This window comes from Thalassotalea castellviae (assembly GCF_031846185.1).
GTDB lineage: Bacteria > Pseudomonadota > Gammaproteobacteria > Enterobacterales > Alteromonadaceae > Thalassotalea_H > Thalassotalea_H castellviae.
Map to the genome: position 1 here is coordinate 288,414 of NZ_JAVRIF010000005.1, position 18,464 is coordinate 306,877.

Genomic DNA, 18,464 nt, shown 5'->3' on the forward strand with positions numbered 1-18,464 from the left:
CCTTATTGGTTCTGTTGATGAAACTCGGCCAATTTTTTGTCTTTATCTAACCAAAGCTGGTTAACCCACTTTTGAAACTGAATTTTATGAGCACGATCATTAACATAATCACCCTTTAATGATTGATCAATATCCTTTATTCCTATATCCACGCGGATTTCTTTCACTCGGCCACAAATAAAATCGATAAAGGTTGGCGTGCCATCAGGATAGTATATGGTAATGTCTAAAACTTTGTTTAACTGATCTCCCATTGTAGACAGCACAAAGCCAATGCCACCCGCTTTGGGTTTTAATAAATATTGAAACGGTGAATTTTGCTTTTCATATTTTACTTTTGTAAAACGAGTCCCTTCAATAAAATTCATAATACTGACAGGTTTATGCCTGAACTTTTCACAAGCCTTTTGTGTCGTTTCGATATCTTTCCCTTTTAAATGAGGATTTTTTTTGACGAAACTTTGGCTATATCGTTTCATAAACGGAAAATCGAGTGCCCACCAAGCAATTCCAAGAAAAGGTACATAAATTAGTTCTTTTTTTAAAAAGAATTTCAAAAAAGGTATTTTGCCATGAAGAATGCGTTGCAAGACAACAATATCAACCCAACTTTGATGATTTGATATCACTAAATACCATTGTCTTTTTTCAAGTTGTTCTAAACCTGTTACCACTAACTGAGTGGTATTAAATAATTTTTGAATGAGGGTATTTACCGCCACCCAATTACTCGCCATATTATCCAGTAAATAGCTAAAAAACTTGCGCCATAAATTTAAAGGAATAAGCGCTTTAAGTAAGGAAAACAGTACAATCGGCAACAACCAAAAAAGAGTGTTAACGGTATAAAAAATCATTGAGATAAAACCAATGAGGTAAGCAGGTAAAAAATTTAACATCACTTAAGCCAATACAATCACGTTTATTCTTGTCCGATATAATAAATCGAATTTATCTTGCTTTCAGCTAATATTTTACCCTTTTTCCACATATCTACATATAGATGTACTAAGGATGGTTATTTTTTTACCATTATTATTTAACCTTAGAGATAATCCAGCGATATTCTTACGTTAAATATTACAAAATACCCCTTAATCAACCGTTATTGCCTAAAGCTACTAAAAAGAGCAATCTCTTCTAATAAATGACTAAAATATCATTGCATCTCACCGCGCTTTCAGGGCATGCTATAACTAATTATCATGGGGAAACGTAATGAATTTTAATCGTGCTGTCATCAAAGTGGGCAGTGCCTTAGTATCACCCGATGCAAAAGGCTGTAGTGGCATGTATTTATTAGCCATCGCTCGCTTTATCACCGAATGCCAACAAGCAGGCAAAGAAATAATTTTAGTGTCATCTGGCAGTGTTGCTGCTGGCCGACAACTTATTCAGCACGGTGCTAATGTTCCTTCAATTCCAACCAAGCAAGCCATGGCATCTGTTGGTCAAATGCAGATGATGGCAAATTGGCAGCGTTTTTTTGATCAGCCTTGTAGTCAATTATTAATCACCCATGCCGATCTAAAAAATCGTGAACGTTATATTAATATTAAAAACACCCTCCGCATTTTACTCGCCAATCATGTTATTCCCATTGTGAATGAAAACGATACGGTGGCAACAGATGAATTAAAAGTGGGTGATAATGACAATCTTGCTGCTCTTGTTGCTTTAGTGAGTGAAGCTGATTGCTTGTTTATTCTCAGTGACATTGATGGTGTTTACGATCAAGACCCACGCGATAATCCAGATGCGGTACTGATACCAGAAATTAGTGAAATCACTGATGAAATTTATGCCATGGCAGGCACCACCAATAATCCTATCGCAACGGGTGGCATGAAAACCAAAATTCAAGCGGCTGAAAAAGCAGTAGAAAACGGTATCGAAACCTACATTTTAAATGGTCGAAATAGCGAAATATTCGACGCCTTATTAAAAGGCGAAAACCCTGGCACTCGCTTTAAAGCCAATCAAACAGCAACCAAAGCACGAAAACATTGGCTCAAGCACACTTTAAAAAGTCATGGCAGTGTTAGTTTAGATAATGGCGCGGCAAATGCGGTGATCAATAAAGGTGCTTCATTACTACCTTCAGGCATTGATGAAGTCAGTGGTAATTTTGCCGCCGGTGAATCAATTAATATCATCGACAATAAAACAGCTGCAATTATTGCGAAAGGGATTAGCCAATATAGTCATAGAGATTTATTACGTATAAAGGGTTGTAAAAGCAATCAAATCACCAACATTTTAGGCTGTTGTCCAAGCAAAGTCGTGATTCATCGAGATGATATGGTGATTTTATAATTGGGTTCGCGATAGCTACTTTTTATTCAATATAATTAACATTTAACCCTTAGACTTTTACATCAAAATGGCTAAGTAAAGAGAAAATTCATGACACAATTTAATATGGCTGAAAATGCCAAACTCGTTAGAAAAGCCTCACGTATTGTAGCTCAACTAACCACATCACAAAAAAATCATTTACTGACAACAATGGCGCAAGCGATAGAAGACGCTAGTGACGTAATCATTACTGAAAATGCCAAAGATATTCAGGCCGGTAAAGACAAAGGTTTAAGTGATGCCATGCTCGACCGCTTACTTTTAACCAAACAGCGTATCGTTGATATTGCTGATGCCATTCGTGAAATTGTTACGTTAGCAGATCCTGTTGGCAATATTGCCAACTTAGCGTTGCGCCCCAATGGCATGCAAGTGGGCAAAATGCGCATACCGTTAGGCGTGATTGCGATGATTTATGAATCGCGCCCTAATGTAACGGCAGAAGCGGCAGCGCTTTGTATTAAATCAGGAAATGCTGTTATTTTACGCGGTGGATCTGAAGCTATTTATAGTAACGTTGCGCTGGCAAACTGTTTGCATCAGGTTTTAGAAAACCAAGGCATCGACAAAAATATTGTCTCGGTTATACCTGACACAAGTCGTGAAATTATTAATGAGTTATTAAAACAACGTGACAGTATTGATTTAGTGATTCCTCGCGGCGGTGAAGGATTAATTCGCTATGTCACCGAAAACAGTCAAATTCCAGTGATCCAACATTTTAAAGGCGTGTGTCATTTGTATATTGATAAATATGCCGACTTAACCAAAGCGGTTAACATTTTAGTCAATGGTAAAACACAGCGTCCAAGTGCCTGTAATTCAATAGAAACGTTATTGATTCATCAAGAAATAGTTGAAGAGTTTTTACCATTAGCAGCAAAAGCACTTGCTGATTCAGCCCAAGTAAAAATTCATGCCTGTGAAAAGAGTCTTCCATACTTTAAAGATGCCACATTAGCGACAACTGACGATTATCATGCCGAATATTTAGCGCAAGAAATAGCCGTTAAAATCGTGGACAGTTTTAACGATGGTCTTGATCACATTAATGAGTATTCTTCGGATCATACCGAAGTAATTGTTAGCCAAGATACCAGTCGCACACAGCAATTTGTTCGTGCAATTAACTCTTCTGTGGTGATGATAAATGCTTCTTCGCGCTTTTCAGATGGCGGGCAATTAGGATTAGGTTCTGAAATTGGTATTTCAACCAGTAAATTACATGCGTATGGACCAATGGGTTTATCATCTTTAACGACTGAAAAATTTGTCGTCATTGGTGATGGTCAAGTAAGGGACTAGTATTTAACGTGAACTTCATGAAAAAGCCGATTAATGAAGATCGCAAGTGTGCTTTAAAATGGGCTTTTTCTGGCGTAGTTATAGGTTTAATCGCGTTTATTTATAACTACACCATGGCGCCAATTTCGCTGCCGGGCTATGAGATATTAGCTTGGCCAGCAATGTTTGGCTTGCAGTTCTTTAGTGAAGAAACGGCTTTCTGGCCTAAACTTATCATTTTTATAACGAGTCAATATCTCGTGTATTTTTTGATGATATTTACTTTTAGAAAAATTTTAAGGCTTTATCAAAGTAAACATTGATTGCAAAAACATGGATTGTAGAAAACATGGCTTGAAATAGTGTCGATAAAAAAGAACACACCCTTAGGCATTACTAAAATGTTCTCGGCTACCTAACCAGCGATCGATCAAGGCAACCGCATTATCTGGATGTTGTTTCCATATTAGATAAGCCTGTTGCTGAATTTCTGGGATCAGGTCAGCGTCTCGCAATAAATCAGCAATTTTCAAATCAGCTAAACCTGTTTGTTTAGTACCGAGCAATTCACCAGGGCCTCTAATTTCAAGATCTTTTTGCGCAATCACAAAACCATCATTGCTTTCTCTTAACACCGCTAAACGCTTTGTTGCTGTTTTCGATAAAGGGCTTTTATACATCAATACGCAATGAGAGGCGACCGATCCTCGACCAACTCGACCACGTAATTGATGTAATTGCGCTAATCCCAATCGCTCAGGATTTTCAATGACCATTAAGCTCGAATTAGGCACATCAACGCCCACTTCAATGACAGTAGTCGCCACTAATAAATGCAACTCGCCCGCTTTAAAGGATTCCATCACCGCTTGTTTTTCTGCGCCTTTCATTCGACCGTGTACTAATCCAATTTTTAATTCAGGCAAATTGGCTTGTAAATAAACCGCGGTATCTTCTGCGGCTTGGCATTGCAACACTTCAGATTCTTCAATTAAAGTGCAAACCCAATAAGCTTGACGATTTTCATTGATACAAGATTGACGAATACGTTCGACAACATCGTCACGCCTAGAATCAGGTAACGCAACAGTAGTAATTGGTGTTCTTCCCGGCGGTAATTCATCAATAACAGAAGTATCTAAATCTGCATAAGCGGTCATCGCTAACGTGCGAGGAATAGGCGTTGCCGTCATTATTAATTGATGTGGATAATTACCTTGAAATGCGCCTTTTTCTCGTAACGATAAACGTTGATGAACACCAAATCGATGCTGCTCATCGATGATAATGAGCGCTAATTTATCAAAAATCACTTGCTCTTGAAATAAGGCATGTGTGCCAACCACCATTTGCATATTGCCATTTTCGATATGTTCCAATGCGTGATTTCGCGCTTTCGCTTTGGTTTTTCCGGCTAACCAACCAACGGTAATATTGAGCGGTTCAAACCATTTAGCAAAGCTAATCGCATGTTGTTCTGCCAAAATTTCGGTTGGTGCCATTAAGGCAACTTGAAAACCTTCGCTTATCGCTGTTATTGCCGCCAGTGCTGCAACCAATGTTTTTCCTGAACCGACATCACCTTGCACTAGACGCATCATAGGCTGATCTTTGGCTAGGTCTTGACGAATTTCTTTTACTACTCGCGCTTGGGCATTGGTAGGCGAAAAAGGTAAAGACGTTAAAAATGCTGACTCAACCTTTTCATCTACTTGTAAGCTAACCGCTTGATGAACATCACTTGATTCACGCAGTTTTAGCATACTTAGATTATGGGCAAGTAACTCTTCTTTAATTAAACGCAGTTGCGCTGGATGCTTTCCGGCTTCTAATTGTAAAACGGATGTATCGGGGGTTGGTCGATGAATAAAAGCTAAGGCTTGTGCGAGTGAATAACTTTCGTGATTAAAATTTGCAGGTAAAAGCTCTTCTACTTGTCCACGTTTAAGACGTATTAATGCTTGTTCGGTTAAATTACGTAGCGATATTTGCCTTAAGCCATCAGTGGTTGGATACACAGGCGTTAAGGTTTCTTCGACTGGCGTTAATGGTTTGTCTTGATCGAGCGGTTTATATTCAGGATGAATGATTTCAAACCCTCTGCCGCCACGTTGAATTTCGCCATAGCAGCGAATGTTTAAACCTACCGATAGATTATTTTTTTGGGCAGCGGAAAAATGAAAAAAACGTAAATTAACAGAGCCTGTGCCATCGTTGACAGTCACTACCATCATACGGCGACGGCCTTGCACAATTTGGTTTTGAGTGATTTCACCAATAATATTGGTGAATATGCCGGGTAAGCAATCTCGAATGGTTGTTACTCGAGTCCGATCTTCATAACGATTAGGCAGGTGAAATAATAAGTCTTGTAACGAGTGCAAACCTATTTTTTCGAGCTTTTCTGCCATGCTTGGGCCAACACCTTTCAGTGTTGAAATGGCAATACGCGCAAGATTTCCAATTCCTTTTTGAGTTTCTGGCACGTTCACACCTAACTGTTATTCACTATCAAGCTCTTGCCACGCATCTTGCGTCATCTGCATTTGTTGCCACCAATCATCGGAAGCAACAATTTGCCCGTCATCATCAATTTCAGGGTAAGGTAACCCTTTTCGTTTACAAGCACTGGCAAAAATAGGGTGGCCACCTTCAAATAAAAATCGTTGACGACGCTGATATGAAATACTTGCCTTGTCATACATACCAGCCGCTTTACGTTGCCGCTGAGCTTCATACAAAACAACCGAGTTGGCAACAGACACGTTTAATGATTGCACCATGCCAACCATAGGAATGATAATATCTTGATCAGCCAGTTCCAGCGCAGCAGGGGAAGCACCAAACTTTTCTTGCCCCAAAACTATTGCGGTAGGTTTGGTGTAATCTATTTCTCGAAAATCGACAGAAGTATCAGAAAGGTTCGTCACTAACACTTGCATCTTTTGACGCTTTAATTCTGCAATAGCATCTTCAGTTGACGTGTAATTATGGACATCCACCCAATTTTGACTACCGGCAGCACTGCCGCCAGACACGCGCATACGCTCATTTTTCCACACGGCATGAACATCACTGATACCAATAGCATCAGCGGTTCTCACTACCGCTGCAAGGTTATGCGTTTTATGAACGCCTTCCATACAAACGGTTAGGTCAGGTTGGCGATGATCTAACATCGCATTAATTCTTTTTAATCTTTCTGGAGTCATTACACTTCACATTTAAACATTAAGGGAATCGCTTAAAACCGAATACAAGCCCCAAAAAAGTGTTATTAACCTACGTTAGGTAATTCCATAACACCGTCAATTTCAATCGCAACATCTTTCGGCAACCTTGAAACTTGTACCGCCGCTCTTGCAGGATAAGGCTGTTGAAAGTATTGACTCATTACGTCATTCACTGTGGCAAACTGACTTAAATCCATTAAAAAGATATTCACTTTTACCATGTCATTTAATGTGCCACCAGCAGCGTCACATACCGCAGATAAGTTTTTAAACACTTGATGTGCTTGAGCAGCAAAGTCATCTGAAACCACTTCCATGGTTTCTGGCACTAATGGAATTTGACCTGAAAGATATACAGTATTGTTGACTTTAACCGCTTGGCTGTATGTGCCAATTGCGCTCGGCGCGTTCTCGGTATTAATAATCGTTTTCATAATTTTCCTAAATTCTTTTTACTTGTTACGTACAACACGTTGTACATCAACCATTACTTTGATTTTTCGAATGATATCGGCTAAGTGAACTCGGTTTCGGCAGGTAATTTCCATATCAATGACATATAAACCTGATTCTTTTTCACCCGAATTAAGGGTGTGAACATTAGAGCCACCACGTGCCACAACATTGGTTAATGCCGCTAGCGCACCTTGATGGTTGACAATTTCAACCCGCAATTTAGCAATAAAATCTCTATCGATATCGGTGTCCCATCTTACCGGGAATAATTGAGATTCCTTTGTGCCTTTAATATTTTTACAGCTTTGCTGATGCACAATTAAGCCTTTACCCGGACTTAAATAGGCAAGAATGCCATCGCCAGGAATAGGACGACAACATTTACCATAGCTAACCAACATACCTTCCGTGCCTTTAATCGGCATTTTCGCTTTGGTCGGTGAAGGCGCTATTTCACTGTCTTCGGTAAACTCATCCGTTAAACGGCGAGCAATACCAATACTTAGCGCATTCCCTAGGCCAATATTGATCAGCAATTCATCTAAATTTTTATTGTCAGTTTCCTTCACAACTTGATCAATTTTCGCTTGATCAATATCTTCAATCTCAATTTTTCCTAATGCGTGATTAAGCAATCGACGACCGAGTGCATACGATTCAGTTTGCTCTTGGGAACGTAAATAAGTACGAATTTGTAATCGAGCTTTCGCCGTTACAACAAAGTTTAACCAAGTTGCATTAGGTCTTGCTGCAGAAGAGGTGATAACCTCAATCGTTTGGCCTGAGTCTAACGGTTGACTGAGAGGATGTGGTTTACGGTCAACTTTAACGCCCACACATGAATTACCAACATCGGTATGCACCGCATAAGCGAAATCGACCGCAGTTGCTCCCATCGGCAATTCAATGATTCTGCCGTCAGGTGTAAAAACATAAATTTCTTCAGGGAATAAATCCGATTTTACATTTTCGATAAATTCAAATGAACTACCAGCACTTTGTTGTAATTCCAATAAGCTTTGCATCCAACGGCTTGCTTTCATTTGAGCCGTAGTGCCACTTTCATCACCATCTTGTTTATATAACCAATGAGCGGCAACACCTTTGTCGGCCATTTGGTCCATATCATTGGTACGAATTTGTATTTCAACAGGAATACCATGAGGCCCAATTAATGAGGTATGAAGCGATTGATAACCATTGGTTTTTGGTATGGCAATATAGTCTTTAAAACGCCCTTCAATGGGCTTAAATAAATTATGAACGGCCCCTAATGCGCGATAACAATCATCTATTTTATTATCAACCACAACTCTAAAGGCATAAATGTCCATCACTTCATTAAACATTAATTCTTTATTGAGCATTTTTCGGTAGATAGAAAAAAGGTGCTTTTCACGTCCCACCACTTTGGCACTAATACCACTTTCTTCAAGCCGAGCGGCTATTTCTTCTTGAATGTTTTGAACAATTTCTTTTCGATTACCGCGCGCTTGTTTGACTGCTGATTTTAACGCGCGAGAACGCATGGGATACAAGGCTTCAAAGCCTAAAACTTCTAACTCATTTTTAATATCATGAATACCCAAACGATTAGCGATAGGGGCATAAATATCAAGTGTTTCACGAGCGATTCGACGTCGTTTATCGGGTCTTAACGATTCAAGCGTACGCATATTATGGGTACGATCAGCAAGCTTGATCAGAATAACGCGGATATCTTGCACCATAGCAAGTACCATTTTACGGAAGTTTTCCGCCTGCATTTCTTCTTTGTTATCAAACTTTAATTTATCTAGCTTACTTACACCTTCAACAAGCTCTGCAACTGTGTGACCAAATAATTCTGCTAATTCATCTTTGGTGGTTTCAGTATCTTCAATGACATCGTGTAATAGCGCCGCCATTAACGTTTCATGGTCAAGGTGCATTTTCGCTAAATTATAAGCAACAGCAACAGGATGCGTAATATATGGCTCACCACTAGAACGCATCTGCCCTTCATGTGCATCTCGAGCGACAATATAGGCTTGCTTAAGTAGATCTATTTGTACTTTTGATAAATAGCTAGAAACGAGTTCTTTTAGTGGTTCAAAAAGGTACACACATTTTCCTGTAAGATAGCTGAGCGATGTGAAACGTATTGATATTAAGAATACGATGAATTAACAGGAATACCAAGCACCAAAGGCATCTCTGTGAAACATTATTTTTGCAATAAAAAACGCGCAATCATGAAGTCATAATTACGCGCTATTGTTCGATAAAGCTAAAGGCGAATCCGCCATTAACGTTATTGTTGTTGCTCTTGACCACCAACAATAGCCGCAACAGCTGCGAGCTCTGCAGATTCTTGTTGTACTTGCTCATGACGATCAGTTTCATTCATCACTTCAGTTGTGATTAAACCTTCTTCGATTTCACGCAAAGCAATAACAGTAGGTTTGTCATTTTCTTCTTCAACCAAAGGATCTTTTCCACCCGTAGCAATTTGACGAGCACGACGAGATGCAATTAACACCAAGTCAAAACGATTACCGATTTTATCTACGGCATCTTCAACAGTTACGCGAGCCATTTGGTCACTCCAACGTTTAAAATTTATAAAATAGTTGCGTAGTTTACTATGTGCTTAATCGTTAGCCAATAGATCTTTGAATAAAAGTTGATGATTTTCTATTTGTTGGCTACGTTTTAAGCGTTGATTGTTCACAATAGTCGTTAAATCAGCCAGCGCTTGTTCAAAATCGTCGTTAACAATGATGTAATCAAACTCTTGATAATGTGAACACTCGGCTTTAGCTTGTGCCATTCTGCTTGCGATCACTTCTTCACTGTCTTGTCCGCGAGAGCGAAGTCGTTCTTCAAGTGCTTGCCTAGAAGGTGGACTTATAAAAATAGTGGTGACATCTGGTTTTTTCATTCGCACTTGTTGAGCGCCTTGCCAATCAATATCAAGAAAAACGTCAATCCCTTTTGCTAATTGGTTATCAATGGCCACTTCAGAAGTACCATAGTAATTACCAAAAACTTCGGCATACTCATAAAAATCATGGTTGTCGATTTGTTGCTTAAATTTTTCAACACTTACAAAGTGATAATGCTGACCATCAACTTCTCCCGGCCTTGGTTGGCGCGTGGTGTGAGATACTGACACTTGCATTTCACGTGAACTTGCTTGTTTTAACAACGCAGAGATCAAGCTCGACTTTCCTGCGCCACTGGGCGCTGAAAGGATAAATAAATTACCTGAAGTAGCCACGCTACCCTCCAAATTTTGACAATATTTTCGGCACTATACCGAAAATCACGCTTTTTTCCTACGTTTAAGCGAGGCTGAATCTTTATCAAGATGCCAACTACAGCCTTAAGTATGAAAGAATTGCTGTATTTTTCGTCAACAATTCACTACAAGTAACCAAAATTAATATAGAGTAAAAACTCTTTATAATATCTTTTATATACAAAGTTTTGCTATGATAGCGCTGTCATTTTTATTTTAGTTGTATAGAAAGGGTCATACCGTGCTTAGTTTAAAAAATAATGTCTTAGTCGTTTTGGTATTTATTAGTAGTGTATTTACCACTACAGCAAAAGCAGGATTAATTGATTTAGGTGTAGATCTAAGTACCGTAGATAAATATACCTTTGCCGTTGGCGGTGCTAGCTCGAGCTTAATTTTAGGTAGCGAAGCTGAAATTTTTGGCAGTGTTGCCTCACAATATTATTTGTCGACAGCGCCCAGCGTAAAAATTCATGGCGATGCTTGTTACCAAGCAAGTGGCATGGGACCCAATACAACCGTGGATGGTTTTTCTGGCACCTGCGATGAAATCAATCAACTGGAGTCTGTCATTGCGCAAGCCAATGCTTTTGCAACCGCCTTAACAGGCGAGAGCATCAGCGATATCACTGGTACTTTTACCTTAGATGCGAGTGCTCAAAATGTTTACTCTGTTAATGAAATTCATTTAGCGACAGGGGAATTTCTCACCATCTCAGGGAATGCTGATGATCAAGTTATCATCAATGTTGCCGGTAATATTAAAGTGGGATCTTTGGCAGGTATTTTATTAACCGGCGGAATATCTAGCGCAAACGTGCTTTTTAATTTCAGCAATAATTTTGCTCAAAATGAGTTTAATTTTGGTGGCGCAAATATTAGTGGAACGTTTTTAGGCAATAACACCTCTTACATTATGGGTGATGGCGCAACGCTTGATGATGTTCGCTTTTATACCAATAAACATTTACAAGCTAATGTACAAGTGGTTCGTACTAAAGAGCCTTCAGTCGAAGTTCCAGAGCCTTCAACCATTTTAATGTTAATGGCTGGATTATTTGTGGTTTTGATGCGCTCGAATATTAAACCCAATTAATCTTGTTGAAACATCGAATATCAGCAAATAAAAAACGGATAACGATCACTCGTTATCCGTTTTGTGTCTTTATAACGACAAATAAATTACAGCACTTTAGCAATCGATTCAGCTAAATAGTCAACGTTTGAGTTAGCAATACCAGCGATACTCATACGACTAGAACCTACCATGTAAATACTGTATTCATCTTGAAGTTGTTGCACTTGCTCAGGGGTTATCCCTAAGAATGAGAACATCCCCATTTGACGAGTAATAAAACTGAAATCTCGTGTAACACCTTTTTCAATCAGTTTATCAACCAATAATTGACGATTACCATTAATGCGATCACGCATTTCTTTTAATTCTACAAACCACTGTTGGCGTAATTCATCAGAATGCAAAATGGTTTCAACTAACGCAGCACCATGCGCTGGCGGCATCGAATAAATAACACGAATAACATACAGTAAAACTGAGTTGGCCACATCAACCGCTGCCGATGATTGACCAATAATGGTGATCGCGCCAATACGCTCTCGATATAAACCAAAGTTCTTTGAACAAGAACTACACACAATCATTTCTTCAACGCTGTCGGCCATTAAACGTAAGCCGTAAGCGTCTTCGTCTAAGCCTTCGCCAAATCCTTGATAAGCCATGTCGACCACAGGTAAAAAGCCAACTGATTTCGCCACCTCAGCCACTTGTTGCCATTGTTCGTTATTTAAGTCCATACCACTGGGGTTATGACAACAAGCATGTAATAACACAGCATCGTCAGCACTTACTTCTTTAAGTGTTGCTAACATGCCATCAAAATCAAGCGTCTTATTTTCGTAATCATAATAAGGATAAGTTTTGACGGTTAAACCTGCCGCTTCAAACAAACCGGTATGGTTTGCCCAGGTTGGATTACTCACCCAAATAGTCGCGCCTGCTTTACACGATTTAATAAATTCAGCGGCAACACGTAATGCGCCAGTGCCACCTGGAGTAGAAACCGTGCGAGCGCGGTTTTCGAGTAATACTTTGTGATGACCAAAAATCAATTTGCTCATTTCATCATTAAATACAGGTGATCCGGTAGGGCCAATATACACTTTGGTATCTTCATTATCGTTACGATATTTTTCAGCTTTTTTTACACAATCTAAAATTGCGGTATGACCTGCTTCATCTTTATAAACCCCCACACCTAAATCAATTTTCTGAGGGTTAGCATCTTCACGATATTTTGCTAATAATCCTAAAATAGGATCGGCTGGCAATGCCTTTAAGCGACCAAACATGACTCCGTTTACCTTATACAATGATCGGGATTTAACAAACGTTACGCCTTCGCAATATTTGCTTTTACAAACCCCTGAGATTAAAGCGCAAGCATAGCCCTAATAGGGACAAAATTAAAGGTCATTTTAATGAAACTCTGTGGTTATCTATGATGGAAGTGTAGTGGATAGGTTACATAGTATGTACAGTTATATGGCTGTCATCCCACTAGAAGCGAAACTGCGCATTTAACATCATTTGTTGCTGAGATAAATTTGTCTTTATGCCCATTCCCGCACGATTATCAGCTTGACTATTCATCGCCGCACCTTCGATACCTAATTGCCAATTTGATGTTAATTGATAACGCCACGTTGCAGTTATCCCTTCTCCTTGGCTGGCATTGGGGTCAAGTAGCCAATCATCAACATCAGTGACCTCAAAATAATCATACCTAAGTGAGAAACGATGTTTGTCCATTTTATGACTGAGCATAATAAAGTGGCTATAGAAACGATTATCAATGCCTCGGCTCCTGCCCATTGCAGTCTTACCCGACATTAGCTGAGCGATAATTCGAGTTTGCCCGTTAAACTTATAAAGCCATGCAGCACTTGAAAAACTGGTATCCCATGCGTATTGCCCGGTACTTCGATTAACAACAGCCGGATCGCCATTGTTGTCATAATAATAAAAACGAAACTGTGATTTTTTTAAATAATCCCAGTGTATTCCAGCATAATAACCAAACCGACCATCTATCTCAGTAAATGGTAGTACTTGATTCGCTTGAAATCGTAATTGTGGTGTACTTAAAGAGGCTATCGGGGCAAATTTTATCGATTCATTAAACAGGGTTTGGCGATCGTGCATTGCCCAACCTCGCCAAGAAAGCAAAGTGCCTGCTGGATCATTGCCTTTGAAGGTTGCACCAACAAAAGTAAAACTATGCGCGCTTCTATAACTCCGCCCTGGCAGTTTAAACGTTGCTTCAAGACCAAAGGTTCTTAACTCTTCCCCTACCCAACTATTAATGGCTGAATTGGTATAGTTATAAGGCGAAATCCAACCAATGTCAGGGTTCTCTAAAGAGAGCAAAGGATAAAACCCGCCCACGCGAACATGCCACTTATATTTACTTTGGCTTAAAGGCTGATATTTAACGTAAGCTTGGCTAAAGCCGAGCGTTGACTCAGGATCTTGATAAGCATTTAGCACGCCATGAGCAGACCAAGCCGTACTCAAATCTTGTCTGAATTCGATTAATCCTTGTGATAAAACAATGCCGTCGTGTTCACTATCAAAACGATAAAGACCAACACCACCTTGCTGCCAGCTTAACTGGTTATCACCATGAATAGCGCTTGCTTGTATTAAGCCATTTACTTGGGCATGTACGGTAAAACTGCCAACAAAAATACAAATGATTAAAAAACGTAAACAATTACTCATAATCATCAAACTCATCTATTTCAATGGGAATAATAGCTTTTACTGCTTGTTTGAGCTGATAGCTAAACTGATCCGCAGAAAGCTGAATAGTCTCTTTTTCTACTTGGCTAAAGTCGGTAAAACCTTCATGCCACAAGTTCAATGTATATTCGCCATGTTCAACATTTAAAGACACTTGTCCTTGCGCATCGGTAATGGCATAAAATGGACTATCAACAACCACGATAAAACTTAACATCCAGTCATGTATATTACAGCCAAGCTCAACGACCCCTGTTTGCTCAAAAACGACTGGTGATTGAGGCTGCCCATGATAAAGCTTTAATTCAAAAGTTTTACTTTTAGAAAACGAATATACGTGATGCATAATCGAATCTGCATTTGGAAATTCAACTTTAGCGTGCTGAGGAACCACTAATATATGAGGAATGAATTGCCTTTCTTTCTGCATCATAATGAAAGGCGTTTCTATGGGTTTCACTGGTTGAATATTGTCTTTCGAAGTAAGCCAAACCACAGTGTTGGGCAAAGGTTGTTGTTTTTCATCGTAAATTGTAAAAGTCACCGCATGACTTTTTAACACAACAAAAAACATGGTAATAATGAAAGAAAATTTAATCATTTTAAACTTTTTATTTATGAATAATCATCATGATGAACCGTCATATTGGCATGTTAATAAAGCCTGCACAATAGCCTATGCCATGACTTTTTTGCACTGTGATTATTCTTAGAAATTATTAGTGATTGCGGCAATAAAGCCAATTAATCCACCAAATACTCCCCCCCACACCACTAACCAGCCCAAATGTTTACGGATCATCTCTTGGATAATTTCTTTGACTAATTGCGGCGTTAATTCATTTAATCGTTTTTCAATAATATCACTCACTTTTTCACGCATTTCCGCCATCACATTCGGCTGTTCAAGCTCTTTGCGCATGATTAAGTTAAACTCATCACTTTGAGAGATAGTGATCACACTACCTTTCATTTTTTCGATAAAAGGTTCCCGTAATGGCTGAAGCGCTTCGCTGCCACCAACCATTGCCAGCATACCGCCAAACGATGAATTTTCAATAACTTGCACTAAATCATCAAACGCGGGACTTAAGTCAACTTGTTCAATAATGGGCGCTAAATCTATACCTGCGGCATTGCCAGTGCCACCACTTTCACCTGAAAGAAAACGATCAATGTTTTCCTCAGTAAAAAACTGCTCCATCATTAAATGACGGATACCTTGTTTAAATTCTTCAAAGCGAGCGGGAATAACTCCAGAGCCATATAAAAATGGCACCTTTTCAAAAAGCATGTGAATTGCTATCCAGTTAGTGATCGCGCCTGATAATGCGAAAACACCTATGGTAAAGATCAAATGATGACTAAAGACATGCCCAACAATAATACAGGCTAAAGCAAGTAAATTAGTAACAACGCTTTTGTTCACAAAACACTCCAATTTCACACAGTTTTTATCGTAATATATTAACAATATCATGGTTTAACACCAAGAGAATCCTGTATAGTAAAATCAATAACAACAAAAAGAGTACATGGATATGATGAAAAAATTCACCGTAGTAATTATTAGCTTATTAACGGTTTTTAATGCAGTTGCCTCTGACAAGGAATGGCGTACATTAGACCCAGAAAATGCTATTTTATTAACACTTCCTCATGGCAAGGTCGTTATTGAACTAGCGCCACAGTTTTCGCCAAATCATGTAAAGCGCTTTAAAACCCTTGCGCAAAAAGGCCATTATGATGGTAATAAATTTTATCGTGTTATCGACGGTTTTGTTGCTCAAGGAGGGCCTGAAGACGGCAGTATAAAAGACAAAGCCATATCAGAGTTAAAGATAGAAGCTGATTTTTCTATCGATAAAAACTGGACATTTACTCTTGTTCAGCAAAACGATTTATTTGCCGAACAAACCGGCTTTAAAGAGGGTTTTGCGTTGGGAAAAAGTGATAAAGAAAATAAAGCATGGATGTTACATTGCCCAGGCGTAATTGCGATGGCTCGTACAAATGCTCCTAACACCGCAACGAGCCACTTTTATATCACCAATGGACAAGCACCAAGATACTTAGACCGTATAATGACCGTATTTGGTCGAGTGGTTTATGGCATGGATCATGTTCAAGCAATTACACGTACTTCGGTTATTGAAGGAGATACACCTGTCAATCCAAAAGACTTCACTCCGATGGTAAAAGTGCAATTAATGAGTGACTTACCAAAAGAGCAACAAATTCGCCTCGAAATTAAAAATACCGAACACCCAAGCTACGCGAAAAAATTATCTGATAGAAGAAAACGTGAAAGCGCGTTTTTCTATAAAAAGCCGCCACCCGTATTAGATATTTGCCAAACACCTGTTGGTGTGAGAATGATTAAATAATTATCTGAGGTTTCCGGCTTTAATCGATATTAAGCCGGAAATCTCTGAACTAGTGATGTGTTGTCTTTTCTTTTAAAGTGGCTTTACTCGCTTTTTCTCTGTCTATTTCTTGTTGAATTTTCTGAAACAACGGTGAGTTCTTTTTGTATTCATCACCTATTTTATTAAAATAATTTAGCACTTTATCGATAAATAATTGCTCATAAATCGACATTTTCCTTTCCACCATTTCTCCGTCTATATATTCAACACCATATGTTTGATTTTTTGGTTTGGTTCCATCGATAGGAATGAGTAAAAAAAACTTAGCATTAACAGAGCGACATGATTTAAATGGCTTGAAAATAAAAGAGCAAAAGACAATGTCATCTAAAATAACCGTTTCATTAAGATAGATAAGCTCGTTGACATAGTGTTCTTCTATACCCTTTAATAAAAACTCTCTCGGTAACAATTCTTGATTTGCAACGCTCTGAAAAGAAAGAAAAATAAATATAATAAATATTGTGATAGCTTTCATAAATATCCTTATCAATGAAGTAAAATTATATTGTTTTCTGTTAAAGATTATGACTCATTTCCAAAAATTAAGGGCGTTTTTGCCAAATTTTATCTGAGTCTTCAAGGTATGCAGCTAACGCTGCAGAGCCATACCAAGGGTATAATTCTGCGGCTAACAACTTAGCGTTAATCGCGGGATCTGTTTGCATTAACGCTTCAGCTTCTTCGATATTGGCAACGTCTAAAATAAAGAGGCCGCGATAAGATTTGTCGTTTTGCTCAAAAGGACCAGCAACAATCAATTTTTTCTGATCGACGAGTTTTCTAATATTTGCCAAATGTGCACGAAACAATTCGGTGATTTTATCTTGAGTTTCAGTGGTATTAGTTCCGCTTTTTAACATCACTAATACATAACTTTTCATGCCATATTCATCCCCCCCATATTTTGCCGCTAACTTCGCGTCATATTGGGGATTTTCTTGCTCTGCAAAAGCAGGAAAACAACTCGCGATAAATAACATTAACACCAGCGATTTCAATGACATAATTATTCCTTAAATGATTGATTATAAACTATTATTTATACCATATTTTTACCACATCAAAAACACGTTCACCTTCTGGAGTTTTCACAACTACTTCATCATCGACTGCTTTCCCAATTAAGGCGCGCGCCATTGGAGAATCAATACTGATTTCTCCAGTTTTAGCATTCCACTCATCCGGGCCAACAACGCGATAAGTGACTTCTTGATCATCCTCGTTTAACAAGGTAACCCAAGCGCCGAAAAAGACTTTACCTTCTTGTTTCGCATCGTAGTAAACAATGGTTAGTTCTTCGGTGCGTTTCACTAAAAAACGAACGCGGCGATCAATTTCTCTTAATCGTTTTTTGCCGTAAATATATTCAGCGTTTTCACTTCTGTCACCTTGAGCTGCTGCTTCTGAAACAGAACGAGTAATACGTGGACGCTCTTCCTTCCAAAGATATTTTAGTTCTTTGTCTAAACGGTCCCAGCCCTCACGGGTGATGTAATTGGATTTTCTCATTCAGGCATTTTAACGATAGCAGAGAAAGAAGACTATAAGAAAATAGCGACAGCGACACTTTCTTTAAATCTATAGAGTCTTTTAAA

At 38.8% G+C, this 18,464-nt stretch carries 19 protein-coding genes; 5 read left to right on the forward strand and 14 right to left on the reverse strand.

Features of this window, described 5'->3' with window-relative positions:
* Positions 1–2 precede the first annotated feature (2 nt).
* The gene (gene yihG, locus RM573_RS11465) at positions 3–899 is read right to left on the reverse strand and encodes a 1-acylglycerol-3-phosphate O-acyltransferase, YihG family (RefSeq protein ID WP_311581806.1); all 897 of its coding nucleotides are present in this window, start codon (positions 897–899) and stop codon (positions 3–5) included.
* Positions 900–1,218: 319 nt separating this feature from the next.
* On the opposite strand from yihG, the gene proB reads away from it, so the two are divergent.
* The 3 genes from proB to RM573_RS11480 all read left to right on the forward strand — a co-directional run bounded on the left by proB (position 1,219) and on the right by RM573_RS11480 (position 3,965).
* Positions 1,219–2,316: a glutamate 5-kinase gene (gene proB, locus RM573_RS11470; protein WP_311581809.1), complete on the forward strand. Its 1,098-nt coding sequence runs from the start codon at positions 1,219–1,221 to the stop codon at positions 2,314–2,316.
* A 90-nt stretch (positions 2,317–2,406) separates the two neighbouring features.
* On the forward strand, positions 2,407–3,663 hold the full coding sequence (locus tag RM573_RS11475; protein WP_311581812.1) for a glutamate-5-semialdehyde dehydrogenase: 1,257 nt from the start codon (positions 2,407–2,409) through the stop codon (positions 3,661–3,663).
* Positions 3,664–3,680: 17 nt separating this feature from the next.
* Positions 3,681–3,965 (forward strand): hypothetical protein, encoded by a 285-nt coding sequence (locus RM573_RS11480; protein ID WP_311581815.1) that lies wholly within the window; start codon positions 3,681–3,683, stop codon positions 3,963–3,965.
* 63 nt (positions 3,966–4,028) lie between these two features.
* Here the strand turns inward: RM573_RS11480 and recG are convergent, their stop codons facing one another.
* The 6 genes from recG to gmk form a co-directional block, all read right to left on the reverse strand.
* The gene (gene recG / locus RM573_RS11485; protein ID WP_311581879.1) at positions 4,029–6,107 is read right to left on the reverse strand and encodes an ATP-dependent DNA helicase RecG; all 2,079 of its coding nucleotides are present in this window, start codon (positions 6,105–6,107) and stop codon (positions 4,029–4,031) included.
* A gap of 36 nt (positions 6,108–6,143) precedes the next feature.
* Positions 6,144–6,854 carry a tRNA (guanosine(18)-2'-O)-methyltransferase TrmH gene (trmH, locus tag RM573_RS11490; RefSeq protein WP_311581818.1) on the reverse strand — a complete coding sequence of 237 codons (711 nt, stop codon included), beginning with the start codon at positions 6,852–6,854 and terminating at the stop codon, positions 6,144–6,146.
* A 65-nt stretch (positions 6,855–6,919) separates the two neighbouring features.
* The gene (locus RM573_RS11495) at positions 6,920–7,309 is read right to left on the reverse strand and encodes a RidA family protein (RefSeq protein ID WP_432280239.1); all 390 of its coding nucleotides are present in this window, start codon (positions 7,307–7,309) and stop codon (positions 6,920–6,922) included.
* An 18-nt stretch (positions 7,310–7,327) separates the two neighbouring features.
* Positions 7,328–9,436, reverse strand: coding sequence for a bifunctional GTP diphosphokinase/guanosine-3',5'-bis pyrophosphate 3'-pyrophosphohydrolase (spoT, locus tag RM573_RS11500; protein WP_311581820.1), 2,109 nt, complete (start codon positions 9,434–9,436; stop codon positions 7,328–7,330).
* Between the two features lie 188 nt (positions 9,437–9,624).
* Positions 9,625–9,909: a DNA-directed RNA polymerase subunit omega gene (rpoZ, locus tag RM573_RS11505; RefSeq protein WP_303450179.1), complete on the reverse strand. Its 285-nt coding sequence runs from the start codon at positions 9,907–9,909 to the stop codon at positions 9,625–9,627.
* 54 nt (positions 9,910–9,963) lie between these two features.
* On the reverse strand, positions 9,964–10,593 hold the full coding sequence (gene gmk, locus RM573_RS11510) for a guanylate kinase (protein WP_311581825.1): 630 nt from the start codon (positions 10,591–10,593) through the stop codon (positions 9,964–9,966).
* Between the two features lie 262 nt (positions 10,594–10,855).
* Here gmk and RM573_RS11515 point away from each other — a divergent pair, with 262 nt between their 5' ends.
* The gene (locus RM573_RS11515; protein ID WP_311581828.1) at positions 10,856–11,710 is read left to right on the forward strand and encodes a PEP-CTERM sorting domain-containing protein; all 855 of its coding nucleotides are present in this window, start codon (positions 10,856–10,858) and stop codon (positions 11,708–11,710) included.
* A gap of 86 nt (positions 11,711–11,796) precedes the next feature.
* On the opposite strand, the gene RM573_RS11520 is transcribed toward RM573_RS11515, so the two are convergent.
* The 4 genes from RM573_RS11520 to RM573_RS11535 all read right to left on the reverse strand — a co-directional run bounded on the left by RM573_RS11520 (position 11,797) and on the right by RM573_RS11535 (position 15,866).
* A complete protein-coding gene (locus RM573_RS11520; protein WP_311581831.1) occupies positions 11,797–12,984 on the reverse strand; it encodes an amino acid aminotransferase in 1,188 nt (395 codons plus the stop codon).
* A 208-nt stretch (positions 12,985–13,192) separates the two neighbouring features.
* Positions 13,193–14,422, reverse strand: a complete 1,230-nt coding sequence (locus RM573_RS11525) for a hypothetical protein (protein WP_311581885.1) — start codon at positions 14,420–14,422, stop codon at positions 13,193–13,195.
* A complete protein-coding gene (locus RM573_RS11530) occupies positions 14,409–15,038 on the reverse strand; it encodes a cupredoxin domain-containing protein (RefSeq protein ID WP_311581834.1) in 630 nt (209 codons plus the stop codon). Before RM573_RS11530 ends, RM573_RS11525 begins: the two co-directional genes overlap by 14 nt.
* Positions 15,039–15,146: 108 nt before the next feature.
* Entirely contained in the window at positions 15,147–15,866 is a 720-nt protein-coding gene (locus RM573_RS11535; RefSeq protein WP_311581837.1) for a DUF445 domain-containing protein, read from the reverse strand.
* Positions 15,867–15,978: 112 nt separating this feature from the next.
* Between RM573_RS11535 and RM573_RS11540 the strand changes: the two genes are divergently transcribed.
* Positions 15,979–16,824 carry a peptidylprolyl isomerase gene (locus tag RM573_RS11540; RefSeq protein WP_311581840.1) on the forward strand — a complete coding sequence of 282 codons (846 nt, stop codon included), beginning with the start codon at positions 15,979–15,981 and terminating at the stop codon, positions 16,822–16,824.
* 49 nt (positions 16,825–16,873) lie between these two features.
* Here the strand turns inward: RM573_RS11540 and RM573_RS11545 are convergent, their stop codons facing one another.
* The 3 genes from RM573_RS11545 to greB all read right to left on the reverse strand — a co-directional run bounded on the left by RM573_RS11545 (position 16,874) and on the right by greB (position 18,378).
* Positions 16,874–17,344: a hypothetical protein gene (locus tag RM573_RS11545; protein WP_311581843.1), complete on the reverse strand. Its 471-nt coding sequence runs from the start codon at positions 17,342–17,344 to the stop codon at positions 16,874–16,876.
* Between the two features lie 67 nt (positions 17,345–17,411).
* Complete coding sequence (locus RM573_RS11550) at positions 17,412–17,873, reverse strand: YciI family protein (RefSeq protein WP_311581846.1); 462 nt, start codon at positions 17,871–17,873, stop codon at positions 17,412–17,414.
* Between the two features lie 31 nt (positions 17,874–17,904).
* Positions 17,905–18,378, reverse strand: coding sequence for a transcription elongation factor GreB (greB, locus tag RM573_RS11555; RefSeq protein WP_311581849.1), 474 nt, complete (start codon positions 18,376–18,378; stop codon positions 17,905–17,907).
* Positions 18,379–18,464 lie beyond the last annotated feature (86 nt).

Excerpts from the sequence above, each read along its gene's own strand:
- yihG (WP_311581806.1), bottom strand. The coding sequence starts at position 899 with ATGTTAAATTTTTTACCTGCTTACCTCATTGGTTTTATCTCAATGATT.
- proB (WP_311581809.1), top strand. The coding sequence starts at position 1,219 with ATGAATTTTAATCGTGCTGTCATCAAAGTGGGCAGTGCCTTAGTATCA.
- RM573_RS11475 (WP_311581812.1), top strand. The coding sequence starts at position 2,407 with ATGACACAATTTAATATGGCTGAAAATGCCAAACTCGTTAGAAAAGCC.
- RM573_RS11480 (WP_311581815.1), top strand. The coding sequence starts at position 3,681 with ATGAAAAAGCCGATTAATGAAGATCGCAAGTGTGCTTTAAAATGGGCT.
- trmH (WP_311581818.1), bottom strand. The coding sequence starts at position 6,854 with ATGACTCCAGAAAGATTAAAAAGAATTAATGCGATGTTAGATCATCGC.
- RM573_RS11495 (WP_432280239.1), bottom strand. The coding sequence starts at position 7,309 with ATGAAAACGATTATTAATACCGAGAACGCGCCGAGCGCAATTGGCACA.
- rpoZ (WP_303450179.1), bottom strand. The coding sequence starts at position 9,909 with ATGGCTCGCGTAACTGTTGAAGATGCCGTAGATAAAATCGGTAATCGT.
- RM573_RS11520 (WP_311581831.1), bottom strand. The coding sequence starts at position 12,984 with ATGTTTGGTCGCTTAAAGGCATTGCCAGCCGATCCTATTTTAGGATTA.
- RM573_RS11525 (WP_311581885.1), bottom strand. The coding sequence starts at position 14,422 with ATGATTATGAGTAATTGTTTACGTTTTTTAATCATTTGTATTTTTGTT.
- RM573_RS11530 (WP_311581834.1), bottom strand. The coding sequence starts at position 15,038 with ATGATTAAATTTTCTTTCATTATTACCATGTTTTTTGTTGTGTTAAAA.
- RM573_RS11540 (WP_311581840.1), top strand. The coding sequence starts at position 15,979 with ATGATGAAAAAATTCACCGTAGTAATTATTAGCTTATTAACGGTTTTT.
- RM573_RS11545 (WP_311581843.1), bottom strand. The coding sequence starts at position 17,344 with ATGAAAGCTATCACAATATTTATTATATTTATTTTTCTTTCTTTTCAG.
- RM573_RS11550 (WP_311581846.1), bottom strand. The coding sequence starts at position 17,873 with ATGTCATTGAAATCGCTGGTGTTAATGTTATTTATCGCGAGTTGTTTT.
- greB (WP_311581849.1), bottom strand. The coding sequence starts at position 18,378 with ATGAGAAAATCCAATTACATCACCCGTGAGGGCTGGGACCGTTTAGAC.